Here is a 23,444-nt window from a genome sequence, read left to right as displayed (position 1 = left end):
ACCTTCGAACCCGATGAATGACTGAGCCCGCCGACTCGACTGGCGACCTTATCCCGCTGGCCGTGGTCGTGACCACGCCGGCCTACAGCGGCCTGGGGCCGGCACTGACCTATGTGCACGATCGGGCGCTGGAACCGGGCACGCTGGTACGGGTGCCACTGGGCAAGCGCGAGCTGCTGGGACTGGTCTGGGATGCACCCGGATTGAGCCTGGAAGGACTGGAGCCCGGACAGGTGCGTCCGGTGCTGCAGGTACTCGATGCGATACCACCGCTCAACGCCAACTGGCGCGGGCTCGCCAGCTTCGCGGCACGCTACTACCAGCGCAGCCTGGGGGAGGTCGCGCTGGCCGCCTTGCCGCCGCAACTGCGCGACCTGCAGCCAGAACAGCTCGCGCGCAAGCTCAAGCGCCTGGCCAAGGCAGCGGGCACCGAGCACCTGGCGCCGGAATCCGTGCCCATGGGCGAGGCCACGACCGCCCCCGGGCTCAGTCCCGAACAGGCCGAATCGCTGCAGCGCTTCCAGCAGGCCGATAGACCGGCACTGCTGTTCGGCACCACCGGCAGCGGCAAGACCGAGGTCTACCTGCGCGCGGTGCAGGATCTGCTCGAACAGGATACGCTGGCCCAGGCCCTGATCATGGTGCCGGAGATCAACCTGACGCCACAGCTCGAAGCCCGCTTCACGGAGCGCTTCGCGCGCTGGGGCGTGGTCTCGCTGCACAGCGGGCTGACGCCGGCGCAGCGACTCGACCACTGGCTGCTGGCGCACCAGGGCCAGGCCCGCATCGTGCTCGGCACCCGGATGGCCATCTTCGCCAGCCTGCCCCGGCTGCGCCTGATCGTGGTCGACGAGGAACATGATCCGAGCTACAAGAGTCAGGAAGGGGCGCGCTACTCGGCGCGCGACCTCGCGATCTACCGCGCCAGGCTGGAAAGCCAGGGCCGCGCATCCAGCCATTGCCGGGTGCTGCTGGGTTCGGCCACGCCCTCGCTGGAGAGCTGGCGTGCCGCTGAGCTCGGGCGCTACCTCAGGCTGGACATGCCGCAGCGCATCGGTGGCGGCGCGCTGCCCAGGCTGCGGCTGGTCGACATGAACCACCAGCCCAAGCAGTGCGTGATCGCGCCGCCGCTGGTGAGCGCGATCGCCGAACGGGCCGCGCGCGGCGAACAGAGCATGATCCTGCTCAACCGGCGCGGCTACGCGCCGGTGCTGGCCTGCCACGCCTGCCGCTGGAAGAGCGACTGCCCGCACTGCAGCGCGCACGCGGTGTTCCACAAGATCGACCGCACCCTGCGCTGCCACCACTGCGGCCACAGCTCGCGCGTGCCCTATGCCTGCCCGGACTGCGGCAACCTCGACATCGCGCCGGTCGGGCGCGGCACCGAGCAGCTGGAGGAGCAGCTCGCCGGCCTGCTGGCCGATGCCAGGCGGGCCGATGGCGGGCCGATCCGCGTGCTGCGGCTGGATGCCGACAGCACGCGCGCCAAGGGCAGTCTGGAACAACGGCTCGGCCAGATGCACGAGGGCGAGTTCGATCTGCTGGTCGGCACCCAGATGATCGCCAAGGGCCACGATTTCCGCCGCATCACGCTGGTCGCCGCCGTCAATCCCGATGGCGGCCTGTTCGCGAGCGACTACCGCGCGCCCGAGCGTCTGTTCGCGCTGCTGCTGCAGGCGGCGGGACGCGCCGGGCGTGACGCCGAATTCGTCGCGGCGCAGGGCGCTGCGGTCGAGCTCTGGGTGCAGACCTGGTACCCCGCGCATCCGCTGTTCGCGGCCCTGGCCCGGCAGGACTACCCGGCCTTCGCGACGCAGCAGCTGCAGGAGCGCGAGGCCGCGCTGATGCCGCCCTACTCGTTCCAGGCGCTGGTGCGCGCCGAGGCCCGCACCCAGGAGGCGGCGCAGGCGCTGCTCAATCTCGCCGCGCAGGCCGGCGAGCCGCTGCCCGGGCGCCAGCACCTGACGCTCTACCCGGCGGTGCCGATGGCGATCCAGCGCTTAGCCAACGTCGAACGCGCGCAGCTGCTGATCGAGAGCGACTCGCGGCCAGCGCTGCAGGCCTTCCTGACAGCCTGGCAGGAGCAGCTGCAGCTGGCGCGCAGCCAGCCCGAGGCCAAGGGCGTGCTGCGCTGGGCCATCGATGTCGATCCGCTGGCGATCTGAGGCAGGGCCACCCTGCTGAACAGGCAGGCCTCGGAACTTGGGCCAGCATCCTCCAGCGAAAAAACCGCCAAACCCTTATCATCGAAAGCTTTTTCATGCGCACCACCCCATGTCAGCCGGTCTGAACATCGCCCAACTCGATGCCGTGAATCACCTCGGCGGCCCCTGCCTGGTGCTGGCCGGCGCCGGCTCGGGCAAGACGCGGGTCATCACGCACAAGATCGGGCGCCTGATCCAGGCCGGGCTGGCGGCCAACCGGATCGCCGCCATCACCTTCACCAACAAGGCGGCGGCCGAGATGCGCGAGCGCGCGCGCCAGCTGGTCGGCAAGGCCGCCAAGGATGTGCTGATCTGCACCTTCCACTCGCTGGGGGTGCGGCTGCTGCGCGAGGACGGCAAGGCGCTCGGACTCAAGAGCCAGTTCTCCATCCTCGACACCGACGACATCACCGGCATCCTGAAGGACTGCGGCGGCACCACCGACAGCGCGACCGCGCGCCAGTGGCAGTGGATCATCAGCAGCTGGAAGGGGGCTGGCCTGAACTCGGAGCAGGCGCTGGCCCAGGCCAAGGACGAGACCGAACGCGTGATCGCGCTGGTGATGGCGCGCTACCAGGAACGGCTGGCCGCCTACCAGAGCGTGGACTTCGACGACCTGATCGCGCTGCCGCTCAAGCTGCTGCGCGACTTCCCCGAGGTGCGCGAGAAATGGCAGCAGAAGCTCGGCCATGTGCTGGTCGACGAGTACCAGGACACCAACGCGACCCAGTACGAGCTGCTCAAGCTGCTGGTCGGCGAGCGCGGCCGCTTCACCGCGGTGGGGGACGACGACCAGTCGATCTACGGCTGGCGCGGCGCGACGCTGGACAACCTGAAGAAGCTGCCGCAGGACTACCCCGAGCTGCGCGTGATCAAGCTGGAGCAGAACTACCGTTCGACCAGCGCCATCCTGCGCGCGGCCAACAACGTGATCGGCCCGAATCCCAAGCTGTTCCCGAAGACGCTCTGGAGCGAGCTTGGCGAGGGCGAGCCGGTGCGCGTGACCGCCTGCGACCAGGAGGAGCATGAGGCCGAGCGCGCCGTCGCCCGCATCCAGGGTCTGCGCGCCAACCACCAGCACAAGGCGTTCAAGGACTTCGCGATCCTCTACCGCGCCAACCACCAGGCGCGCGCGCTGGAAAAGGCGCTGCGCCGGGCACAGATCCCGTACAAGGTCTCGGGGGGCCAGAGCTTCTTTGACCGGGCCGAGATCAAGGACCTCTGCGCCTGGCTGCGGCTGCTGGTCAACAACAACGATGACCCGGCCTTCCTGCGCACGATCACGACCCCGAAGCGCGGCATCGGCCACCAGACGCTGGCCCAGCTCGGCGCCTTCGCGACCCAGTACCGGCTCAGCCTGTTCGAGTCGCTGTTCTCGCATTCGCTGGCGGCGGCGGTCAACGCACGCGCGCTGGCGGGTCTGCACGAGTTCGGCCGCTACCTCAACGACCTCGAACACCGGGCGCGCCACACCCACGGCGCCGAGGCAGCCAAGGCCTTCCTGAGCGACTGGCTGAAGGACATCGGCTACGAGCAATACCTCCACGACAGCGAGGACAGCGAAAAGGCCGCCGCCGCGCGCTGGGGCAACGTGGTCGACTTCTGCGACTGGGTGGCGCAGCGCTGCGGCGGCCAGATCGACGACAGCGGCGGCGTCACGAGCGAGCGCGAGGTCAAATCGATGCTGGAAGTCGCGCAGACGATCGCGCTGCTTTCCACCATCTCGGAGCGCGAGCAGGAGGCCGACCAGGTCACGCTCTCGACGCTGCACGCCTCCAAGGGCCTGGAATGGCCGCATGTGATCCTGGCCGGCGTCAACGAGGGCCTGCTGCCCTTCAAGCCCGACGACGAGGGCGATGGCGCGGCGCTGGCCTTGCGCATCCAGGAGGAGCGCCGCCTGATGTACGTCGGCATCACGCGCGCGCAGCAGACCCTGGTCGTGAGCTGGCTCAAGCGGCGCAAGAAGGGCCGCGAGCTGATCCCGGGCCAGCCCAGCCGCTTCATCGAGGAGATGGCGCTGGACCAGGCCACGGTCAAGGAAGACCCGCGCGAGAAGCTGCGCGCGCTGCGGGCCGAATTCGCCGCGCGCTCCGAACAGGCCAAGGCGCAGGCGAAGACCTGAGCGCGGCCAGCGCTGGCGCCCGAATCAGCCCAGTTGCGCGCCCGCTTCCAGCGCGACGCCGCGCAGGAAATCCGCCGCCGCCAGCCGCTTGCCGCCCGCGCGCTGCAGCTCGGTCAGGCGCAGCACGCCGGCGCCCGTCTGCACCCGCACGCCGTCGGCATCGGCCGAGCGCACGCGGCCGGCGGGAAACGCCTCGCTCGCAGGCTCCTCGCCCTCGGCGAAAGCCGTCCAGACCTTGAGCGACTCGCCCTGCCAGCCCGTGACCGCGCCCGGGAAGGGATTGAAGGCACGCACCCGGCGTGCCAGCGTGGCGGCATCGAGCGACCAGTCGAGCAGCGCCTCGGCCTTCTCGATCTTGTGCGCGTAGTTGACGCCCTCGGCTGGCTGCGGGGTCCGGCTCAGCCCGCCACAGGCGGCCAGTTCGAGCGCCTCGACGATCAGGCGCCCACCCAGCACCGCCAGTCGGTCATGCAGGGCGCCGGTACTGTCATCGGCGCGGATCGTCAGCTTTTCCACCAGCAGCATGTCGCCGGTGTCGAGCCCCTGGTCCATCTGCATGATGGTGATGCCGGTCTCCAGGTCGCCGGCCTCGATCGCGCGGTGGATCGGCGCCGCGCCGCGCCAGCGCGGCAGCAGCGAGGCATGGATGTTCAGGCAACCGAGACGCGGCAGCTCAAGCGTCCAGGCGGGCAGGATCAGGCCGTAGGCGGCCACCACCATGACATCGGCATCGGCCGCCAGCAGCGCCGCGCGCGCGGCGGCCACATCATCCGGGTACTTGCCGTCGAGCCGCAGGCTCATCGGTTGCGACACCGGGATGCCGTGGCGCAGCGCCAGCTGCTTGACCGGCGAGGCCTGCAGCTTCATGCCACGCCCGGCCGGGCGGTCGGGCTGGGTCAGCACCAGCTTCACCTCGAAGCCGGCGGCCAGCAGCGCCTGCAGCGCGACGGCGGCGAACTCGGGCGTGCCCGCGAAGACGACCTTCGGGCCCGCCATCTCAGCGCCTGGCCTCGCGTTCGGCCTTGACCAGCTTGGCCCTGATGCGGTCGCGCTTGAGCTGCGACAGGTGCTGCACGAAGACCTTGCCATTGAGGTGATCGATCTCGTGCTGGATGCAGACCGCCAGCAGGCCCTCGGCCTCGATCAGGCGGCTTTCGCCCTTTTCATCGAGTGCGCGCACCTTGACCGCGATCGAGCGCTCGACGCCGTCGTAGATGCCGGGCACCGACAGGCAGCCCTCCTCGCCCCGGCGCTGGGTCGGACTGGCCCACTCGATCTCGGGGTTAATCAGCACCAGGGGCTGATCGCGCTCCTCGCTGGTGTCGATCACGACCAGGCGCTGGTGGAAGTCGACCTGGGTCGCGGCCAGGCCGATGCCTTGCGCGGCATACATGGTCGCGAGCATGCGCTCGATCATGGCGCGGATGGCATCGTCCACCGCCGCGACGGGCTTGGCCACGGTGTGCAGGCGCGGGTCGGGATAACGCAGGATGGTCAGCAGTTCGGTATCGGACATGAGGGGAGAAAATCGTTTGAGGCGCGCAACCGCCGCTACGGACGGCACGCAAGGAATGTCGGTATTTTCGCGACTTTTGCCTGCCTCGGCTGGACAGGCGGGTTTTGCACTTGTTATAAGGAGGAAACAAGATGCCAGATCAGGACATCCACATCATCCAGAAGGGGAAGCAATGGCAGCCATGAGCCAGGCCGGTCGAGTCAACGGAGCCGGTGCGCCCGAGGACGGAAGCGGACGCCGCCGTCTGCTGACCCACGCTGCCGGTTTGACCCTGTTGTGGGCGACGAGTTCCGCCTGGGCCTTGCCGGATTACCCGATCACATCCGGTCAGCGCCGCGACGCGCAGCGGGTGGCGCAAGCCGGCGTGCCGCTGTCCGAGCTCAGCCCCGACGCGCCGGACCGCTACCAGGTCAAGCGCGGCGACACCCTGTGGGACATCTCGGGGCTCTTTCTCAGGCGGCCCTGGCGCTGGCCCGAACTCTGGGGCATGAACCTGCAGCAGATCCGCAATCCGCACCTGATCTTTCCGGGCCAACTGTTGCTGCTCAACAAGGCCAACGGTCGCGCCTGGCTCAGTCTGGATCAGGGCGTGCTGCCCACGGTCAGGCTGTCGCCGCGGGTCCGGTCCGAAAACCTGGCCGAGGCGGCGATCCCGCCGATTCCGCTCGGCGTGATCGCGCCGTTCCTGAACGAGGCGCTGATCGTCGACGAGAACAGCCTGGCCGGTGCCGCCCGCATCGTCGCCGCACCGGAGAACCGCGTGCTGCTCAGCCAGGGCGACCGCGCCTACGCCCGTGGCCAGTACGGCGAGGCTGGTCACCAGTCCGGCCAGCCGTTGCGGCTCGAACAGGGCTCGCCCAGGCTGTTCCGAGTCTTTCGCAACGCGGTCGCGCTCAAGGACCCGGCCAGCGGCGAGATCCTGGGCCACGAGGCCCAGTATGTCGGCCGGGCCGAGCTCGAACGCGGTGAAGGCGTGCTGACGGGTTCCGGGACCGACGGCACGGCCACCGCGCAGATCGTGCCGGCGACGATAGACATCACGCAGGCCAAGGAGGAGATCCGCGTCGGCGACCGGCTGCTGCCCGAGCCGCCGCGCGAGCTGCCGGTGTTCATCCCGCACGAGCCCGAACCGGCCCAGCAGGGTCAGGTGGTGTCGGTCTACGGCAATGCCGTGCGTTTTGCCGGCCAGAACCAGGTGGTGACGATCAACCGCGGCGCGCGCGATGGGCTGGAGCGCGGCCATGTGCTGGCGCTGCTCAAGGACAGCGGCATGCTGCGCGACAAGACCGACGCGGCCAGCCCCGACTTGCGTCTGCCGGGCGAACGCAACGGCCTGATGATCGTGTTCCGGGCCTTCGAGCGCGTCTCCTACGCCCTGGTGCTGCAGATCACCGATGGCGTCAAGGTCGGCGACCGCTTCGTCAACCCCTGAGAACGCCGGCCGCGCGATGCAGGACGCCGAACGGGACGCCTGGCTGCGCCTCAAGCTCACGCCCGGCGTGGGCGATGCGACGGCGCGCAAGCTGCTGGCGGCGTTCGGGCTGCCGACTGACCTGTTCGCCCAGCCGCGTGCGGCACTGGCCACCGTGGTCGGCGGCAAGCTGGCCGACCGGCTGCTGGTCGAGCCTGAAGGCTGGCGCGCGCTGTGCGAGCGCACCCGGACCTGGCTGGAGGGCGATGCGCGCCGCCACCTGCTCACGCTGGGTGACGCCGACTACCCGGTCGAACTGCTGCGGACCGAGGACCCGCCGCTGCTGCTGCACCTGGAAGGCGACCCGCTCGCGCTGCGCCACCCGCTGCGACTGGCCATGGTCGGCAGCCGCAACCCGACGCCACAGGGCGCCGATCACGCGCGCCAGTTCGCCCATGCACTGGCCGAGGCCGGCGCCTGCATCGTCTCGGGGCTCGCGCTCGGCATCGACGGCGCCGCCCACGAGGGCGCGCTGGAAGCCGGCGGCCGCACGCTGGCGGTGGTCGGCACCGGGCTGGACCAGGTCTACCCCAAGAAGCATCAGGCGCTGGCGCGGCGCATCGCCGAGCAGGGCCTGCTGGTCAGCGAATACCCGCTGGGCACGCCGCCGCTGGCGCCGAATTTCCCCCGGCGCAACCGCATCATCTCGGGCCTGAGCCAGGGCGTGCTGGTGGTGGAGGCCGCGCTGCAGTCGGGCTCACTGATCACCGCCCGGCAGGCGGCCGAACAGGGACGCGAGGTATTCGCGATCCCTGGCTCGATCCACTCGCCGCAGTCGCGCGGCTGCCACGCCTTGATACGCCAGGGCGCCAAGCTGGTCGAGTCGGCACGGGACATCCTGGAGGAACTGCAAGCCAGCCCGGGCAGCCTGCCCGCCGATGCCGGCCGCGAGGCATCCGCGCCCGAAAGCCAGCTCACGGGCGACCCACTGCTGCGGGCGCTGGGCCACGAACCCTGCGGACTGGATGCGCTGCAGGCCCGCTGCGGCCTCGACACGGCGACGCTGCAGGCCCGGCTGCTCGAACTCGAATTCGACGGCCTGGTCGCGCGCCTGCCAGGCGGGGTCTACCAGCGCCGCGCCGCCACCTGAAATCAGACCACCGCGCCGGAGTGCGGATCGTCCGGATCGCCCTTCTTGCTCGGCGCCTTGACCAGGTCCTCGCGCTTGATGCCCAGCCACATCGCGATCGCGGCCGCGACGAACACCGACGAATAGATGCCGAAGCAGATGCCGATCGTCAGCGCCAGCGCGAAATGGTGCAGGGTCTGGCCGCCGAACAGCAGCATCGACAGCACCATGATCTGGGTCGAGCCGTGGGTGATGATGGTGCGGCTGATGGTCGAGGTGATGGCGTGGTCGATCACCTGCACCGAGTCCATCTTGCGCTGGCGCCGGAAGGTCTCGCGGATGCGGTCGAAGATCACCACCGACTCGTTGACCGAGTAGCCCAGCACGGCCAAGATCGCCGCCAGCACCGCCAGCGAGAACTCCCACTGGAAGAAGGCGAAGAAGCCCAGGATGATGATGATGTCGTGCAGGTTGGCGATGATGCCCGAGACCGCGTATTTCCACTCGAAGCGGATCGCGAGGTAGAACATGATGCCGGCGATCACGAAGGCCAGCGCCTTGAGGCCGTCGGCCAGCAGTTCCTTGCCGACCTGCGGGCCGACGAACTCGGTGCGGCGCAGCGAGACCGCCGGGTTCTGCGCCTTGAGCGCCGCCATCATGGCCTCGCTCTGCTGGCCCGAGCTCTGGCCCTGCAGCACCGGCAGGCGCATCAGGACGTCGCGCGAGGTGCCGAAGTTCTGCACCGGCACGTCGGCATAGCCGAGCTGGGTCACCACCTTGCGCACCGACTCCAGATCGGCCGGCTGCTCGTAGGCGACTTCCATCACGGTGCCGCCGGTGAACTCGACCGAGAAGTTGAGTCCGCGCGAGAACAGGAAGAAGACCGCCGCCAGGAAGGTGAGCAACGACACCGCGTTGAGCACCAGCGCGTGGCGCATGAAGGGGATGTCCTTCTTGATTCGAAACAGTTCCATGTCGTTTTCCTGTCAGTCGGCCTGGGCCGGGGTGCCGGCCGGCTTCCACACCGTGCCGATCGACACGGACTTGAGCTTCTTCTGGCGGCCGTACCAGAGGTTGACCAGGCCGCGCGAGAAGAACACGGCCGAGAACATGCTGGTCAGGATGCCGATGCAGTGCACGACCGCGAAGCCGCGCACCGGGCCGGTACCGAAGGCCAGCAGCGCCACGCCCGCGATCAGCGTCGTGATGTTGGAGTCCAGGATGGTGTCCCAGGCGTGGTCATAGCCGGCGGCGATCGCGGCTTGCGGCGCCGCGCCGTTGCGCAGTTCCTCGCGGATGCGCTCGTTGATCAGCACGTTGGAGTCGATCGCCATGCCCAGCGCCAGCGCCATCGCGGCGATGCCGGGCAGCGTCAGCGTGGCCTGCAGCATCGACAGCACGGCGACCAGCAGCAGCAGGTTGACCGACAGCGCGATGCTCGAGAACACGCCGAACAGCATGTAGTAGACGCACATGAAGACGGCGATCACGATGAAGCCGCCAATCACGCTGTTGAAGCCCTTGGCGATGTTCTCGGCGCCCAGGCTCGGGCCGATGGTGCGCTCCTCGATGATCTCCATTGGCGCGGCCAGGCTGCCGGCGCGCATCAGCAGCGCGAGGTCGGTTGCCTCCTGCGGGCTGTTCATGCCGGTGATCTGGAAGCGGTTGCTGAGCTCGGACTGGATGGTCGGCGCGGTCAGCACCTCGGGGCGGCCCTTCTCGATCAGCACCACCGCCATGCGGCGCTTGATGCCGTCGCGGGTCACGGCGCGCATCGCGGCGCCGCCCTTGCCGTCGAGCGTCACGCTGACCACAGAGCTCGAGTTCTGCTGGTCGATCGAGGCGTCGGCGCCGGTCAGGTTCTCGCCGCTGAAGACCACCTCGCGCGACAGCAGCAGCGGCTCCTTGACGCCGTCGCGGTTCGAATAGATCAGCTCGGTGCCGGGCGGCACCAGGCCCTGTTCGGCCTCCTGCAGGCGGGCCGGGTTGTAGTCGCGCGCGCCCGGCTGGCCATGAGCCTCGACCATGCGGACTTCCAGCGTCGCGGTGCGGCCCAGGATGTCCTTGGCCTTGGCCGTGTCCTGCACGCCCGGCAGCTGGACCACGATCCGGTCCTGGCCCTGCTGCTGGATCACCGGCTCGGCCACGCCGAGCTCGTTGATGCGGTTGTTCAGGGTGTTGATGTTCTGCTTGAGCGCCTGCTGCTGGATCGCGCGCGCGCCCTCGGGCTTGAGGCGAGCCGTGAGGCGGAACTCGCCCTCGGCCGGGGAGGGGGTGAAGACCCAGTCATTGAACTGGTTCGACAGCAATTCGGAAGCGGCCGCCAGCGACGCGGCGTCGCGCAGCCGGATATCGAGCGCCTGGCCCTCGCGGCGCACGACGGCGCGCAGGTTCTTCTCGCGCAGCGCGCCGCGGGCGTCGCCGGCCATGGCCTCGGCACGCTTGACCAGCGCGCCCGGCATGTCGACCTGCAGCATGAAATGCACGCCGCCGCGCAGGTCCAGCCCCAGGTACATCGGCGCCGCATGCAGCGACTGCAGCCAGGCCGGGGTGCGCGGCAGCAGGTTCAATGCCACGATATGGCTGGGATTGGCTGGATCGGGGTTGAGCGCGTGGTCGATGGCATCGCGCGCCTTGATCTGCAGATCGGTGCTGGCAAAACGCGCCTTGACCGAGTTGCCATCGAACTGGATCGCGTCGAGCGTCAGGCCCTGCTGCGCCAGCACCTGCTCGACGCGCGCGACCATGGCGTGGTCGACCTTGACGGTCGCCTTGCCCGAGGAGATCTGGACGGCCGGCGCCTCGCCGAAGAAGTTGGGCAGGGTGTAGATCGTGGCGATCAGCAACGCTACCACGATGGTCACGTATTTCCACAGGGGATATCGGTTCATGAGCCTGGCGCTCCGTTCAAAAAGCCGAACGGCCGGACAGGGGCCCGGCCGCGCTCTGTCGCGTGAAAATTACTTCAGGCTGCCCTTGGGCAGCACCTGAACCACGGCGGTACGCTGCAGCTGGATTTCCACGCCGCTGGCGATCTCGACGCCAATGCTGGTCTCGCCGAGCTTGCTGACCTTGCCGAGCAGGCCGCCGGCGGTGACGATCTCGTCGCCCTTGGCCAGGGCCTCGACCATGGCCTTGTGCTCCTTCTGCTTGCGCATCTGCGGGCGGATCATGACGAAGTACAGCACCACGAACATCAGCACCAGAGGCAGCATGCTCATCAGGGTCGATTGGGTGTCGCCGCCAGCAGCGGCCTGGGCGAAAGCGGGAGAAATGAACACTTGTGGAATCCTGTCAGAAAAATTCAGATACGGCGGGCCGGCGCGGGCAGGCCTGCGGCCATTCTAATCGTCGCCCAGATCGAAGCGCTCGCGCAACGCGTCGGCAAAGCCCGGGGTGCCGCCCAGGGTCAGCGTCAGCGTGTAGCGCGGCACGCCGTCGGCCAGCGCCCGGCCGGCCAGCCGGCGCGCGGCGGGGTCGTAGTCCAGCGCCAGCGTGGCCACGGTTTCGAGGCTGGCGTGCAGGTCGTAGTCCCAGTCGCCATCGTCGTCGAGCGGACCGCGCACGCCAGCAAAAGCGTGATGCGCCCAGTCCAGCACGGCGGCGACCTCGGCCTGCAGCGCCGGCCACTGCGCGGCGCCGACGCTGGCCATGGCCTCGAAGCTGGCGAGGCCGGCACTGTCTTCGCTGCGGTCGAATTGGAGGTAACGCAAGGTCTGGCTCATGTTGAATTCCTTTTTCAGATGCGCCCGATTGTGCTTCGACTGCACACGGCGTGAGTCCCTTCAGGCCCTGTCGTGGACCGGCGCCTGGGCACGCCACTGCGCCAGCAGCTGGCTCCAGCGCTCGCGCGCCGCCGCCAGGTGACGCGCCTTGACATGGCCGAAGCCCTTGATCTGCCCCGGCAAGTGCGCGAGCTGCAGCGCCAGCGCGTGGTTCTCCGGCGATAGCGTCAGCAGCAGCTCGTCGATCAGTTCCAGGTATTCGCCCGACAAGGCGCGCTCGGTACGGCGCTCGTCGCTGCGACCGAAGGGGTCGAAGACCGTGCCGCGCAGGAACTTCAGCCGCGCCAGCCCGCGCATCAGGCCCAGCATCCAGGGGCCGTAGGTGTTCTTCCTGAGTTCGCCGCGCGAGTCGCGGTCGGCCCGGAACGGCGGCGCGAGGTGGAACTGCAGCCGGTAGTCGCCCTCGAAATGTTCGGCCACCTCGCGCTCGAAGCTGCCGTCGGTGTAGAGACGCGCGACCTCGTACTCGTCCTTGCAGGCCATCAGGTCGTACAGGTGACGCGCGACCGCCTCGGCCAATGCGCTTTTTCCGGGCACTTGGGCGGCCTCAGCTTGCTGGACGCGGCGCACCGCCTCTTGGTAACGGCGCGCATAGGTGGCGTCCTGGTAGGCGGTCAGCAGTTCGACGCGGCGGCGCACCAGTTCATCCAGCCCCGGCCTGGACTGAAACCGAACCGGCTGGGCCGCCGGCGCCAGCAAGGCCTGCACGCGCGCGCCGTCATGCGCCGCCAGCCGGCCCCATTCGAAGGCGGCCAGGTTCTTGTCCACTGTCGTGGCATTGAGTTCGATCGCGCGCCGCAGCGACTCGCGCCGCACCGGCACCCAGCCGCGCTGCCAGGCATGGCCCAGCAGCACCGGGTTGGCGTAGAGCGCGTCGCCGATCAGCTGGCGCGCGATGGCCTCGGCGTCCAGCACCGACAGCGCCTGCTCACCGACCGCCTGCCCGAGCAGATGCTGGCATTGCGCCCCCGGGCTCTTCCAGCCGCCCTGGTGCACGAAGGCCGCCGTCGGCGCGACATGGGAATTGAGCGCCACCCGGCTGCGGCCGGCGCGCAGGCGCGAGACCGACTCGGCTTGCGCGGCGACGATCGGGTCGCAGCCCAGCAGCAGATCGGCCTCGGCCAGGCTCACGCGCGTGGTCAGGATGTCCTGCTGCCGGTCGGCGATCTGCACATGACTCCAGGTCGCGCCGCCCTTCTGCGCCAGCCCGGCGGCATCCTGCGTCACGACGCCGCGCCCGTCCAGGAAGGCGGCCTCGCCGATCAGCTGGCCGAGCGTGATGACGCCGGTGCCGCCCACCCCGGCGATCAGGATGCCGTAGGGGTGAGTGGTCGCTGGCAGCTCGGGCTCGGGCAGGTCGCCGAAGGCGGCCGGATCGGGCAGATCTTTGGCTGCCACGCGCCGCAACCGACCACCCTCGACGGTCACGAAGCTGGGGCAGAAGCCGTCCAGGCAGGAGTAGTCGAGGTTGCAGCTGCTCTGGTTGATCTGGCGCTTGCGGCCGAGCTCGGTCTCAAGCGGCTCGACGCTCAGGCAGTTGCTTTTCTCGCCGCAGTCGCCGCAGCCCTCGCAGACGGCGGCGTTGATATAGACGCGCCGCGCCGGTTCGACCAGCTGGCCGCGCTTGCGTCGGCGCCGCTTCTCGGTGGCGCAGGTCTGGTCGTAGACGATGGCGGTGGTGCCCGCCACCGCGCGGAACTCGCGCTGCAGGCGATCGAGCTCGTCGCGGTGCTCGACCGGCACCTCGGGAGGCAGGCGCAGCGTGACGCCACCGGGCAGGCGCTGCTCGGCGTTCACATACTTGAGCGGCTCGTCGGTCACGATCACGATCTGGCGCACCCCCTCGGCGCGCAGGCTGTGCACGATCTGCAGCACCGAACAGCCCTCGGGCCGTTCGCCCACCGGCTGGCCGCCGGTCATGGCGACCGCGTCGTTGTAGAGGATCTTGTAGGTGATGTTGACGCCGGCCGCGATGGTCTGGCGGATCGCCAGCAGCCCGCTGTGGAAATAGGTACCGTCGCCCAGGTTGGCGAACAGGTGGGTCTCGTGGCTGAAGGGCTGCTGGCCGACCCAGGGCACGCCCTCGCCGCCCATCTGGGTAAAGCCCTGGGTGTTGCGGTTCATCCAGGTCACCATGTAATGGCAGCCGATGCCGGCGATGGCGCGCGAGCCTTCGGGCACCACGGTCGAGCGGTTGTGTGGGCAGCCCGAGCAGTACCAGGGCGGACGCTCCGGCGCGCTGCCGCCCGCGTAGAGCGTCCGCAGCGACTGCTCGCGCGCGTCGAGCAGCGCCAGCTGGGCCTCGACCCGCTGGGCGACAGCGCTGCCCGACGGCAGCAGGCCGCGGCGCTGCAGCCGGCGTCCGATCGCGCGCGCGATCAAGGCCGGCGTCAGGTCGGCGGTCGCGCGCAGCAGCGTCTGGCCGCTCGGGTCGGGCAGGCTCCATTCGCCGCCGCTGTGGTCGGCGCCCTGTTCGTCGAACTTGCCCAGCACGTCGGGGCGCACATCGGGGCGCCAGTTGTAGAGCTCCTCCTTGAGCTGGTACTCGATGACCTGGCGCTTTTCCTCCACCACCAGGATCTCCTGCAGGCCGGTGGCGAACTCGCGCACCGTCTGCGCCTCCAGTGGCCAGACCACCGCGACCTTGTGCAGACGGATGCCGAGCGCGCGGCAGGCGGCCTGATCCAGTCCGAGGTCGGCCAGCGCCTGCCTCGTATCGCTGTAGGCCTTGCCGCTGGCGATGATGCCGTAGCGGTCATCGGGACCGGACCAGACATCGTGGTTGAGCCGGTTGGCCCGCACATAGGCCAGCGCGGCGTACCACTTGTGGTTCATGAGCCGGTCTTCCTGCGCCAGCGGGGTGTCGGGCCAGCGGATATGCAGCCCGCCTGCCGGCATGGGGAAGTCGGGCAGCACGATGCGCACCCGCTCCGGATCGACCTCAACCCCGGCGCCCGACTCGACCACCTCCTGGATCGTCTTCATGCCGGCCCACAGCCCGGCGTAGCGGCTCATGGCGAAGGCGTGCAGGCCCAGATCGAGGATCTCCTGCACGCTGGACGGGAAGAACACCGGCAGGCCGCAGGCCTTGAACACATGGTCGCTCTGGTGCGGCGCGCTCGAACTCTTGGCCGCGTGGTCGTCGCCAGCGACCGCGATCACGCCGCCCCAGGGCGTGGTGCCGGCCAGGTTGGCATGCTTGAAGACGTCGGAGCAGCGGTCCACCCCCGGCCCCTTGCCGTACCAGAGGCCGAACACGCCATCAAACTTCTGGCTGCCCGGCGGCGCATAGCCCAGCATCTGCGTGCCCCAGAGCGCGGTCGCGGCGAGTTCCTCGTTGACGCCGGGCTGGAAGACAACGTCATGCGCCTGCAGATGTGGCTTCGCCTTCCAGAGCGCGAGGTCGTAGCCGCCCAGCGGCGAGCCACGGTAGCCGCTGACCAGGCCGGCGGTATGGCGACCGGCCAGCGCATCGCGCTGCTGCTGCAGCATGGGCAGGCGCACCAGCGCCTGGATGCCGCTCATGAAGACATGGCCGCGCGCCAGCGTGTATTTGTCATCGAGCGTCGAGGGGAGCTGCGGGTCGGGAATCGGTGCGTTCATCGGCGTTCTCCTGCGGGCTGGCGGCGGCGGACATGGGGGACGGCACCCCAGAACCACGACCGCTGCAACCGACTGTATGCCCGCCCCGATCGCGATTGTCAAACCCCCGTTTCATCGAAATGTCACCTTCAGATGGGAAGCTCAATGCAATTTTCTCTACCCAAACAATTGATACCCATGAACCACCGTCCGGAAATCTCCCGCCGCAACATCCTGAAAATGCTGTCGACTGGCCCGATGCTGCCGCTGTCGACCGCCTTCGCTGGCACCTCGCTGCTGAGCGCCTGCGGCGGTGGTGACGACGCGCCGACCGCGACCGCGACCGCGACCGCGACCAGCGTGAGCTTCAGCTCGATAGCGGCGCCGACGCTAGCCAACGCCGCAGCGATGGCGACGACCACCGTCGGCTCGGTGATGACAGTCAACTACAGCGACAGCAGCAAGATCGACTTCACGCTGTCGTACCAGCCCTTCTTCATCACCGGCGACTTGGTCGACGACCTCAAGGGTGGCAAGATCCGCGCTGGCGGCTATTTCGACATCAATAACCAGCCCATCCTCGACCAGACCGTCGCCGGCCAAGCGCGCCAGTTCTTCTCTGACTGTCCCGACGGCACCTCGCTGATCAAGATCGACGGCGCCAAGGTCGCAGGCGTCAAGGGCAACACGCTGTTCGCCGTGGTGCAGTTCGAATACACGAGCAAGGCGCAGGACGGCACAACCGACATGTACGGCAAGCTGCCGTCGCCGATCGCCGTGCTGACGCTGGACCAGAACCCAGATACCGGCAAGCTCAGCCTGGTCAAGTACCACAACGTCGACACCTCGGGTGTGCATGGCCTGTGGATCACCTGCGGCGCCAGCCTGTCGCCCTGGGGCACCCACCTGTCGAGCGAAGAATATGAGCCCGATGCGTTCGCAAGTCGCGACGCGAACAACATGAACGCCTTCAGCCTGAACCTGTATGGCGACGCGACCAAGGCCAATCCCTACCTCTATGGCCACCTGCCGGAAGTCACCGTCAACGCCGACGGCAGCGGCAACATCAAGAAGCATTACTGCACCGGCCGCTTCTCCAAGGAACTGGTCCAGGTCATGCCTGACGAGCGCACCCTCCTGTGCGGTGACGACTGGACCAACGGCGGCCTGTTCATGTTCGTCGCCGACAAAGCGCGCGATCTGTCCTCCGGCTCGCTGTATGTCGCGAAGTGGACGCAGCTCACGTCGGCAGGTGCGGGCTCGGCAACGCTGACCTGGATCAAGCTCGGCAGCGCGACCAGCGCCGAGATCGAGAACTTGGCCAAGACGCTGCAGCCAACCGACATCATGGACGTGCAGACGACTGACCCTCAGGATGCAAGTTACACCAAGATCAACTTCAGCGGTGGATTCAACTGGATCAAGATCAAGCCGGGCATGGAGAAGGCTGCCGCCTTCCTCGAAACCCACCGCTACGCTGCCTTGATGGACGCCAGCATGGGCTTCACCAAGATGGAAGGCACGACTGTCAACGTCAAGGACAAGATCGCCTACTCGGCAATGTCGCGCCTGGAAAAGTCGATGATCCAGGGCGACAAGACGGCGCAGCCCGGCAGTATCGAGCTCGAGAAGAAGATCTCTGCAGGTGCGGTCTACGCGCTGAACCTCAAGGGCGCGATCAAGGACACCACAGGCAACGCGATCAACAGCGAGTGGGTCGCGGTCGACATGGCCGCTCCCGCCGCCCTGGTCGGCGAGGACATCGCCTCCGACGCGCTCGGCAACACAGCCAACCCGGACAAGATCGCCAACCCGGACAACCTGAAGTTCTCCGAGAAGATGCGCACCCTGTTCATCGGCGAGGACAGCGGTCAGCACGTCAACAACTTCCTGTGGGCCTACAACGTCGACACCAAGGTGCTGTCGCGCGTGATGTCGATCCCGGCCGGCGGTGAATCGACCGGCCTGCAGGCGGTTGACGAGATCAACGGCTGGACCTACATCATGAGCAACTTCCAGCACGCCGGCGACTGGGGCGCGATCCACAGCAAGGTGCAGGCGACGCTCGATCAGATGATCAAGGACAACTACAAGGACAAGTTCGGCGCCGCCGTCGGCTACCTGACCGCCACTTCCGCGCAGTACTCGCTGACCAAGCGCTGAAGCTGAAACGCGGCCCCGGCCACCAGCCAGCCCCCCGAGCCCTTCAGGCACGGGGGGCTTTTCCGTTTAATTTAATCAGCCTCAGCCCAGGTGCCGGGCAAAGAACGCCAGCGTGCGCTCGCGTGCCAGCGCGGCCGAGGGCGGGTGCGAGGCGCCGCGCTGGTCGCAGTTGAAGCCGTGGTGGGCGTCGTAGCTGTGCACCTCGACGCCGGGCTGGGCGGCGCGGAAGGCCGCGACCGTATCCATCGGGATCCAGTTGTCCTGCTCGGCGAAATGCGCCAGCACCGGGCATTTCGGGCTGCGCGCGGCCTCTTCGGGGGTGGTCATGCCGCCGCCGTAGTAGGGCACGGCCGCCGCCAGACCCCGCAGCTCGCAGGCGCCGCGCCAGGTCAGCAGGCCGCCCCAGCAGTAGCCGACGATGCCGACCTTGCCGCCGCCGCGGCGCGCCGCCTCGTCGATGGCGGCCTGGATGTCGGCCAGCACGCCGGGCGTCGGCAGCGCATCGACCGCCAGCTTGAGCGCGAAGCCCGCCTGCATGTCGGCGTCGGTGTAGCCGAGCTCGACGTCCGGCTTGACGCGCTGGAAGGTCGCGGGCGCGATCGCGAGATAGCCCTCGGCCGCATAGCCATCGGCCACGGCGCGGATATGCGAGTTGACGCCAAAGATCTCCTGCAGCACCACGACGGAGCCACGCGGCTGGCCGACCGGCTCGGCCAGGTAGGCGGAACAGGTGAAGCCGTCGGCGGCAACGATATCGATGAACTGGCCCATGAAAACTGTCCTCCTGAAGGGGTCAAAAACCCATAGGTTAGCGGACTTCTGCTGCCACTCATGCCGCACAATGCGGCGATGGAGCTCAAGCCGCTGATCACCCTGCTGGCCATCGTCAACCCGCTGGCGATCGTGCCCTTCTTCATCCACTACACCCAGGGGTTTTCCGAGGCGCAGCGCCGGCGCACGGTGCTGATCGCCTCGTTCAGCTCCTTTGCCGTGATCGCGGCCTGCGCCCTGCTGGGCCTGCAGATCCTGGACTTCTTCGGCATCTCATTGGCGAGCTTCCAGGTCGGCGGCGGCATGCTGTTGCTGAATTCGGCGCTGTCCATGCTCAACGCCCAGCCAGCCGAGGCGCGCACGACCCAGGACGAGGTCGACGATGCCAATGCACGGACCTCGATCGCGGTGGTGCCGCTGACCATCCCGCTGCTGACCGGCCCGGCCTCGATGTCAACCGTCGTGATCTACGCCGACCAGGCCAGGACGCTGCTGCAGCACGCCGCGCTGGTGGGCTACGGCGTGGTGATCGGGCTGGCGACGGCGATCTGCTTCACGCTGGCGGTACCGATCGAGCGCGCGCTCGGCAAGACCGGCATCAACGTCATGACGCGGATCATGGGCCTGATCCTCGCGGCGATCTCGGTCGAGGTGATGGCGGCCGGGCTGATCAAGATCTTCCCGGTGCTGGCCGGCTGAAGCCGGCCCGGTGCGCTACGCCGGACCTCAGTCCGCGTCAGCCGCGAGGTCCTCGTCGTCGCCCGCTTCGGCTTCCTCCTCGGGCTCGGGCCGGGCCTTGACGAAGGTCACCGGCACCGGCGCATGTTCGAGCATGCCGCGCGAGACCGAACCCAGCGCGCTGCGCACCAGGCCCATGCCGTGGCTGCCCATGACGACCGCGTCGCAGCCTTCCTCCTCCAGCAGTTCGAGCAGCGCCGGCACCACGTCACCCACCGCCACGGTCTCGGAATACGGCAGGCCGGCGATGTCGGCGAGCTGCACCGCAGGCGCCATCAGATCACGGCCGGCCCCGACCGCCACCTCGGCCAGCGCCTCGGCGTCATGCAGCGTCAGCAGTTCGTAGGCCGATGCCGGTTCCTGCACGTTGGCGAGCACCAGCTCGATGTCCAGCCCGGCGCGCGCCAGGTCAATCGCATGCTGCAGCGCCTGCAGCGCCAGTTCGGAACCATCGATCGGGACGAGCAACTTCATCATATCCAGCCTCTTTTGCAGCCGCCCGGGCGGCGGCCTTTTCGCGGACATCATAGGCCAGTGCCGCTCGGCTTGGCCGGGCTGACAACAGGGATTAGCCACAAAAATGGCCCAAACTGGCTGGAGCAGGCGATAATCCCCCCCTTTTTCCGTTACAAGTTGTTCCCCCCTCTTGATTTCGGCCGCCCCGACACGATATAGTTAGCAACATGCAAACGAGCACCCACCATTCACAGGCCTATCTGAAGTTCCTCAACCTGGTCAAGGCCATCCGTGACCTGCCGACCTTCCCGATGCTGGACGCGGTCGAGCAATCACTGCTCGACAGCTTCGCCGCTGTCTGGTACACCGGCAAGCAGATCACCGTGCTGGAAGCCATGCACATGTCCAAGGAAATTTCGCCCAGCACCGTGCACCGCCGTCTCAAGACGCTGCGCGCCAAGGGCATGATCATGCTGATCAACGACACCATCGACAGCCGTACCAAGTACGTGATGCCGACCCCGCTGGCCAACCAGTTCTTCGATCAGCTCGGCCAGTGCATGGACGCTGCACGCCAGGCCTGAGCGCCGCACCCCCCACCCATTTTTCAGACCCAAGGCTTGGCCGCCCAGCTCGCAGGAGCTTGGCGGCTTTTTTGCGCCTGGATGCAGTCAGCAGTCCGGCGAAATGGTTTTCAAGCTGCTAAGATGAGCCCATCTTTCAATACCAACATCCCATGAAGTTCCCCAGACAAACCGAACTCGAACAGCTCGTCAGCAAGATCCAGAACCAGCAAGCGCTGAGCGCCGAGGAACTGCAGGCACTCACGCAACTCAACGCCGAGCTCTCGACCTGGAAGACCGATTGCGTCAAAGTGGTCGACGACATCGTCCAGCTGATCGTCAGCCACGGCATCACGCTGGATCAGCTGACCACACGCGCCGAACTGCGGCACTGGGCCGCGCCAGCCGCCGCCCCGGTCGCCTGGGTGGAAGCCGAGGCGGGCCGCAAGGAGCGCCGTCAGCGCACGCCGAACCCCGAGCTGGTCATCTTGCGCATCCAGCCGCCCGGCGCCAAGGGCGCGGCCACGCTGATCCACCGCAACGAGCTGCCGCAAAAGCTCGGCGCCAAGCTGCAATGGCTGCTGCAACAGGAGGGCGAGCTGAAGGACAAGCTGCTGGCCTGCGTCGAGTCGAAGGAAGCCGAGGCCTACCTGGCCAACGAGGAGGGGCAGCTGTTCCTGGAGAAGCTGGTGAACTGGATCAGGTCGCAGGCGGCTTGAGACTGCCGTTCAAGCGCTGATAAAACTCCCCGACTTGCCCCCATGCTTTTCCAGCAGCCGGAGGTCGGAGATCACCATGCCGCGGTCAACCGCCTTGCACATGTCGTAGATCGTCAGCAGGGCGCAGTTGACGGCGGTCAGCGCCTCCATCTCGACGCCGGTCGGACCGACGGTCTCGGCGGTGACGCGACAGACGACGGCATGCTCGGCCTCGAGCAGCTCGAACTCGACCGCCACCCGCGTGAGCGCGATCGGGTGGCAGAGCGGGATCAGGTCGGCGGTGCGCTTGGCGCCCATGATGCCGGCCAGCCGTGCCACGCCCAGCACGTCGCCCTTCTTCGGGCTGCCATGCACGACCAGCTCGAAGGTCGCGGGCTGCATGCTGATGCGGCCCTGCGCCAGCGCGATGCGGTGCGTCTGCGCCTTGGCACCGACATCGACCATATGGGCCTGGCCGCTGGCATCGAAATGGGTGAGGGGGGAGTCGCTCATCGGGCTGTCCTGCTGTGATCGGATTCTGAAACAGGCATGATACGGCGTCATGCGCACGACTTCCGTTCTCCGCTGGCGGCCCTGGCTGGCCGCCGTCCTGCTGGCCGGTCTGCCAGCGACCTGGCCGCAGGCCCAGGCCCCCGCGATCGAAGCCGCCCGCTCCGGCCTGGCGCTGCCCAGCCTGGGCGACAGCGGCGAGATGACGCTGGGCGACGAGCGCCGCATCGGCGACCAGATCGCGCGCTCCATCTACCGCGACCCCGACTATCTGGACGATCCGCTGCTCGACGGCTATCTGCAGGACATCTGGCGGCCGCTGCTGGCTTCGGCGCAGGCACGCGGCGAGCTGCCGCCCGACGCCGACCAGCGCTACGCCTGGCGCCTGCTGTTGCTGCGCGATCCGTCGGTCAACGCCTTCGCGCTGCCGGGTGGCTACCTCGGCGTGCATCTGGGCCTGCTGGCGACCGTGGCCAGCGCCGACGAGCTGGCGTCGGTGCTGGCGCACGAGCTCAGCCATGTGTCGCAACGCCATATCGCGCGGCTGCTGACCCAGCAAAGCCGGCAGGCGCCCTGGATGCTGGCGGCCATGGTGCTGGGCGCCGTCGCGGCCAGCAAGGCCAGGAACGCCGACATCGGCAACGCGGCGATCGTCGGCGGGCAGGCGCTGGCCATGCAGAACCAGCTCAATTTCTCGCGCGACATGGAGCGCGAGGCCGACCGGGTCGGCTTCGGCGTCATGACCGAGGCGGGCTTCGATGGCCAGGGCTTCGCGACCCTGTTCGACAAGCTGCAGCAGGCCTCGCGGCTCAACGATGACGGGTCTTTTCCCTACCTGCGCAGCCACCCGCTGAGCACCGAGCGCATCGCCGAGATGCGCGCGCGGCTGGCGCTGGCCGCGCCACACCCTGGCGGCCATGCCGGCGCCACTGCCGCGCTGCACGCCATGATGGCGGCGCGCGCGCGCGTGCTGGGCGAATCCCGCGTCGAGCGGCTGCAGGCGCTGGCGCAGGCCGGGCGGCAGAACGCCGCGCCGCTGCGCGACCCGGCCACGCTGGGCCTGCGCTATGGCGCCACGCTGGCAGCCGCCAGGCTGCGCGACCCGCGCACCGCGCAGGAGCAGCTCGGCCGCCTGCTGGCGACCCTGCCCGACGAGGCGGCGGCGCGCCAGGCGGTGGAGCTGCTCGCGCTCGAAGCCATGCAGCTGACCCAGACCGATCGCCTGGCCGGCCTGGAACGGACGACGCTGCGCGAGCAGGCGCTGGCCGCGCCCGGGCGCGCCGCCCTGCTGCTGGGCGCGCAGGCCGCCGCGTCAGCGCCGGAGGCCCGGGCGCTCGACAGCGCCAGCCAGCGGCTGCAGACCTGGCTGGCGCTGCACCCCGACGACGCACCGGCCTGGCAGGCGCTGGCCACGGTGGCGCAACAGCAGGGCCAGCCAGTGCGGGCCGCGCGCGCGGCGGCCGAGGCGCAGCGCGCCCAGCTCGACCTCAACGGCGCGCTCGACCGCATGAAGTCGGCGCAGGCGCTGGCGCGCCAGGACCTCGGCAGCGATCACGCCGAGCTGTCCATCATCGACGCGCGCCGGCGCGAGTTCGAACGGCTGGTGCGCGAGCAGTTCTGCGAGGAGCGCGAACGGCGCGATCCGGTCTGCCACAAACCCGATTGAAACGCAGCAATTCTCAATTTGGACTCAGGGAGGGGCAGGCGGGGGCTGTGGCCCCTCGGTCAGGCCCAGGATCATGAACTCAATCATGGCTGACCAGCTGGGGAAATGGCAGTAGGTGGTCAGTGCGCGC

Annotated in this window: 19 protein-coding genes; 9 read left to right on the top strand and 10 right to left on the bottom strand. The window is 68.5% G+C overall.

Translation table 11 applies throughout. The features are described from left to right. Window positions 1–17 precede the first annotated feature (17 nt). Window positions 18–2,165, top strand: a complete 2,148-nt coding sequence (priA, locus tag PHR85_RS14160) for a primosomal protein N' (protein WP_300055497.1) — start codon at window positions 18–20, stop codon at window positions 2,163–2,165. A 109-nt stretch (window positions 2,166–2,274) separates the two neighbouring features. Further along, window positions 2,275–4,326, top strand: a complete 2,052-nt coding sequence (locus PHR85_RS14155) for an ATP-dependent helicase (RefSeq protein WP_300055495.1) — start codon at window positions 2,275–2,277, stop codon at window positions 4,324–4,326. Between the two features lie 24 nt (window positions 4,327–4,350). Here the strand turns inward: PHR85_RS14155 and fmt are convergent, their stop codons facing one another. Then, window positions 4,351–5,322, bottom strand: coding sequence for a methionyl-tRNA formyltransferase (gene fmt, locus PHR85_RS14150; RefSeq protein WP_300055492.1), 972 nt, complete (start codon window positions 5,320–5,322; stop codon window positions 4,351–4,353). 1 nt (window position 5,323) lies between these two features. Then, entirely contained in the window at window positions 5,324–5,842 is a 519-nt protein-coding gene (gene def / locus PHR85_RS14145) for a peptide deformylase (RefSeq protein WP_300055491.1), read from the bottom strand. A gap of 172 nt (window positions 5,843–6,014) precedes the next feature. Here def and PHR85_RS14140 point away from each other — a divergent pair, with 172 nt between their 5' ends. Both PHR85_RS14140 and dprA read left to right on the top strand, forming a co-directional pair. Next, complete coding sequence (locus PHR85_RS14140; RefSeq protein ID WP_300055488.1) at window positions 6,015–7,274, top strand: LysM peptidoglycan-binding domain-containing protein; 1,260 nt, start codon at window positions 6,015–6,017, stop codon at window positions 7,272–7,274. A gap of 16 nt (window positions 7,275–7,290) precedes the next feature. After that, window positions 7,291–8,403 (top strand): DNA-processing protein DprA, encoded by a 1,113-nt coding sequence (gene dprA, locus PHR85_RS14135; RefSeq protein ID WP_300055512.1) that lies wholly within the window; start codon window positions 7,291–7,293, stop codon window positions 8,401–8,403. Window positions 8,404–8,405: 2 nt separating this feature from the next. Here dprA and secF read toward each other — a convergent pair whose 3' ends face one another. The 5 genes from secF to PHR85_RS14110 all read right to left on the bottom strand — a co-directional run bounded on the left by secF (window position 8,406) and on the right by PHR85_RS14110 (window position 15,770). Beyond that, window positions 8,406–9,356: a protein translocase subunit SecF gene (gene secF / locus PHR85_RS14130; RefSeq protein WP_300055486.1), complete on the bottom strand. Its 951-nt coding sequence runs from the start codon at window positions 9,354–9,356 to the stop codon at window positions 8,406–8,408. Between the two features lie 12 nt (window positions 9,357–9,368). After that, entirely contained in the window at window positions 9,369–11,273 is a 1,905-nt protein-coding gene (gene secD / locus PHR85_RS14125) for a protein translocase subunit SecD (RefSeq protein ID WP_300055483.1), read from the bottom strand. 69 nt (window positions 11,274–11,342) lie between these two features. Then, on the bottom strand, window positions 11,343–11,663 hold the full coding sequence (gene yajC, locus PHR85_RS14120; protein WP_300055480.1) for a preprotein translocase subunit YajC: 321 nt from the start codon (window positions 11,661–11,663) through the stop codon (window positions 11,343–11,345). A gap of 63 nt (window positions 11,664–11,726) precedes the next feature. After that, the gene (locus PHR85_RS14115; protein WP_300055478.1) at window positions 11,727–12,107 is read right to left on the bottom strand and encodes a hypothetical protein; all 381 of its coding nucleotides are present in this window, start codon (window positions 12,105–12,107) and stop codon (window positions 11,727–11,729) included. Window positions 12,108–12,167: 60 nt separating this feature from the next. After that, window positions 12,168–15,770, bottom strand: coding sequence for an indolepyruvate ferredoxin oxidoreductase family protein (locus tag PHR85_RS14110; RefSeq protein WP_300055475.1), 3,603 nt, complete (start codon window positions 15,768–15,770; stop codon window positions 12,168–12,170). 177 nt (window positions 15,771–15,947) lie between these two features. On the opposite strand from PHR85_RS14110, the gene PHR85_RS14105 reads away from it, so the two are divergent. Further along, window positions 15,948–17,912 (top strand): alkaline phosphatase PhoX, encoded by a 1,965-nt coding sequence (locus PHR85_RS14105; protein ID WP_300055472.1) that lies wholly within the window; start codon window positions 15,948–15,950, stop codon window positions 17,910–17,912. A gap of 81 nt (window positions 17,913–17,993) precedes the next feature. On the opposite strand, the gene PHR85_RS14100 is transcribed toward PHR85_RS14105, so the two are convergent. Then, on the bottom strand, window positions 17,994–18,683 hold the full coding sequence (locus PHR85_RS14100; RefSeq protein WP_300055470.1) for a dienelactone hydrolase family protein: 690 nt from the start codon (window positions 18,681–18,683) through the stop codon (window positions 17,994–17,996). Between the two features lie 78 nt (window positions 18,684–18,761). Here PHR85_RS14100 and PHR85_RS14095 point away from each other — a divergent pair, with 78 nt between their 5' ends. Further along, complete coding sequence (locus PHR85_RS14095) at window positions 18,762–19,382, top strand: MarC family protein (protein WP_300055510.1); 621 nt, start codon at window positions 18,762–18,764, stop codon at window positions 19,380–19,382. A 27-nt stretch (window positions 19,383–19,409) separates the two neighbouring features. Here the strand turns inward: PHR85_RS14095 and PHR85_RS14090 are convergent, their stop codons facing one another. After that, complete coding sequence (locus PHR85_RS14090) at window positions 19,410–19,898, bottom strand: universal stress protein (RefSeq protein WP_300055467.1); 489 nt, start codon at window positions 19,896–19,898, stop codon at window positions 19,410–19,412. A gap of 206 nt (window positions 19,899–20,104) precedes the next feature. Between PHR85_RS14090 and PHR85_RS14085 the strand changes: the two genes are divergently transcribed. Together PHR85_RS14085 and PHR85_RS14080 are read left to right on the top strand one after the other, a co-directional pair. Further along, window positions 20,105–20,461: a winged helix-turn-helix domain-containing protein gene (locus PHR85_RS14085; protein ID WP_300055464.1), complete on the top strand. Its 357-nt coding sequence runs from the start codon at window positions 20,105–20,107 to the stop codon at window positions 20,459–20,461. A gap of 152 nt (window positions 20,462–20,613) precedes the next feature. Continuing rightward, window positions 20,614–21,159, top strand: a complete 546-nt coding sequence (locus PHR85_RS14080; RefSeq protein WP_300055461.1) for a hypothetical protein — start codon at window positions 20,614–20,616, stop codon at window positions 21,157–21,159. 9 nt (window positions 21,160–21,168) lie between these two features. Here the strand turns inward: PHR85_RS14080 and moaC are convergent, their stop codons facing one another. Continuing rightward, window positions 21,169–21,651, bottom strand: coding sequence for a cyclic pyranopterin monophosphate synthase MoaC (moaC, locus tag PHR85_RS14075; protein WP_300055458.1), 483 nt, complete (start codon window positions 21,649–21,651; stop codon window positions 21,169–21,171). A gap of 49 nt (window positions 21,652–21,700) precedes the next feature. Here moaC and PHR85_RS14070 point away from each other — a divergent pair, with 49 nt between their 5' ends. Next, entirely contained in the window at window positions 21,701–23,314 is a 1,614-nt protein-coding gene (locus tag PHR85_RS14070; protein ID WP_300055455.1) for a M48 family metalloprotease, read from the top strand. Window positions 23,315–23,444: the final 130 nt, after the last annotated feature.

This window comes from Malikia sp. (genome assembly GCF_028687635.1).
GTDB lineage: Bacteria > Pseudomonadota > Gammaproteobacteria > Burkholderiales > Burkholderiaceae_C > Malikia.
This window is presented reverse-complemented; position numbering and strand designations above follow the sequence as displayed.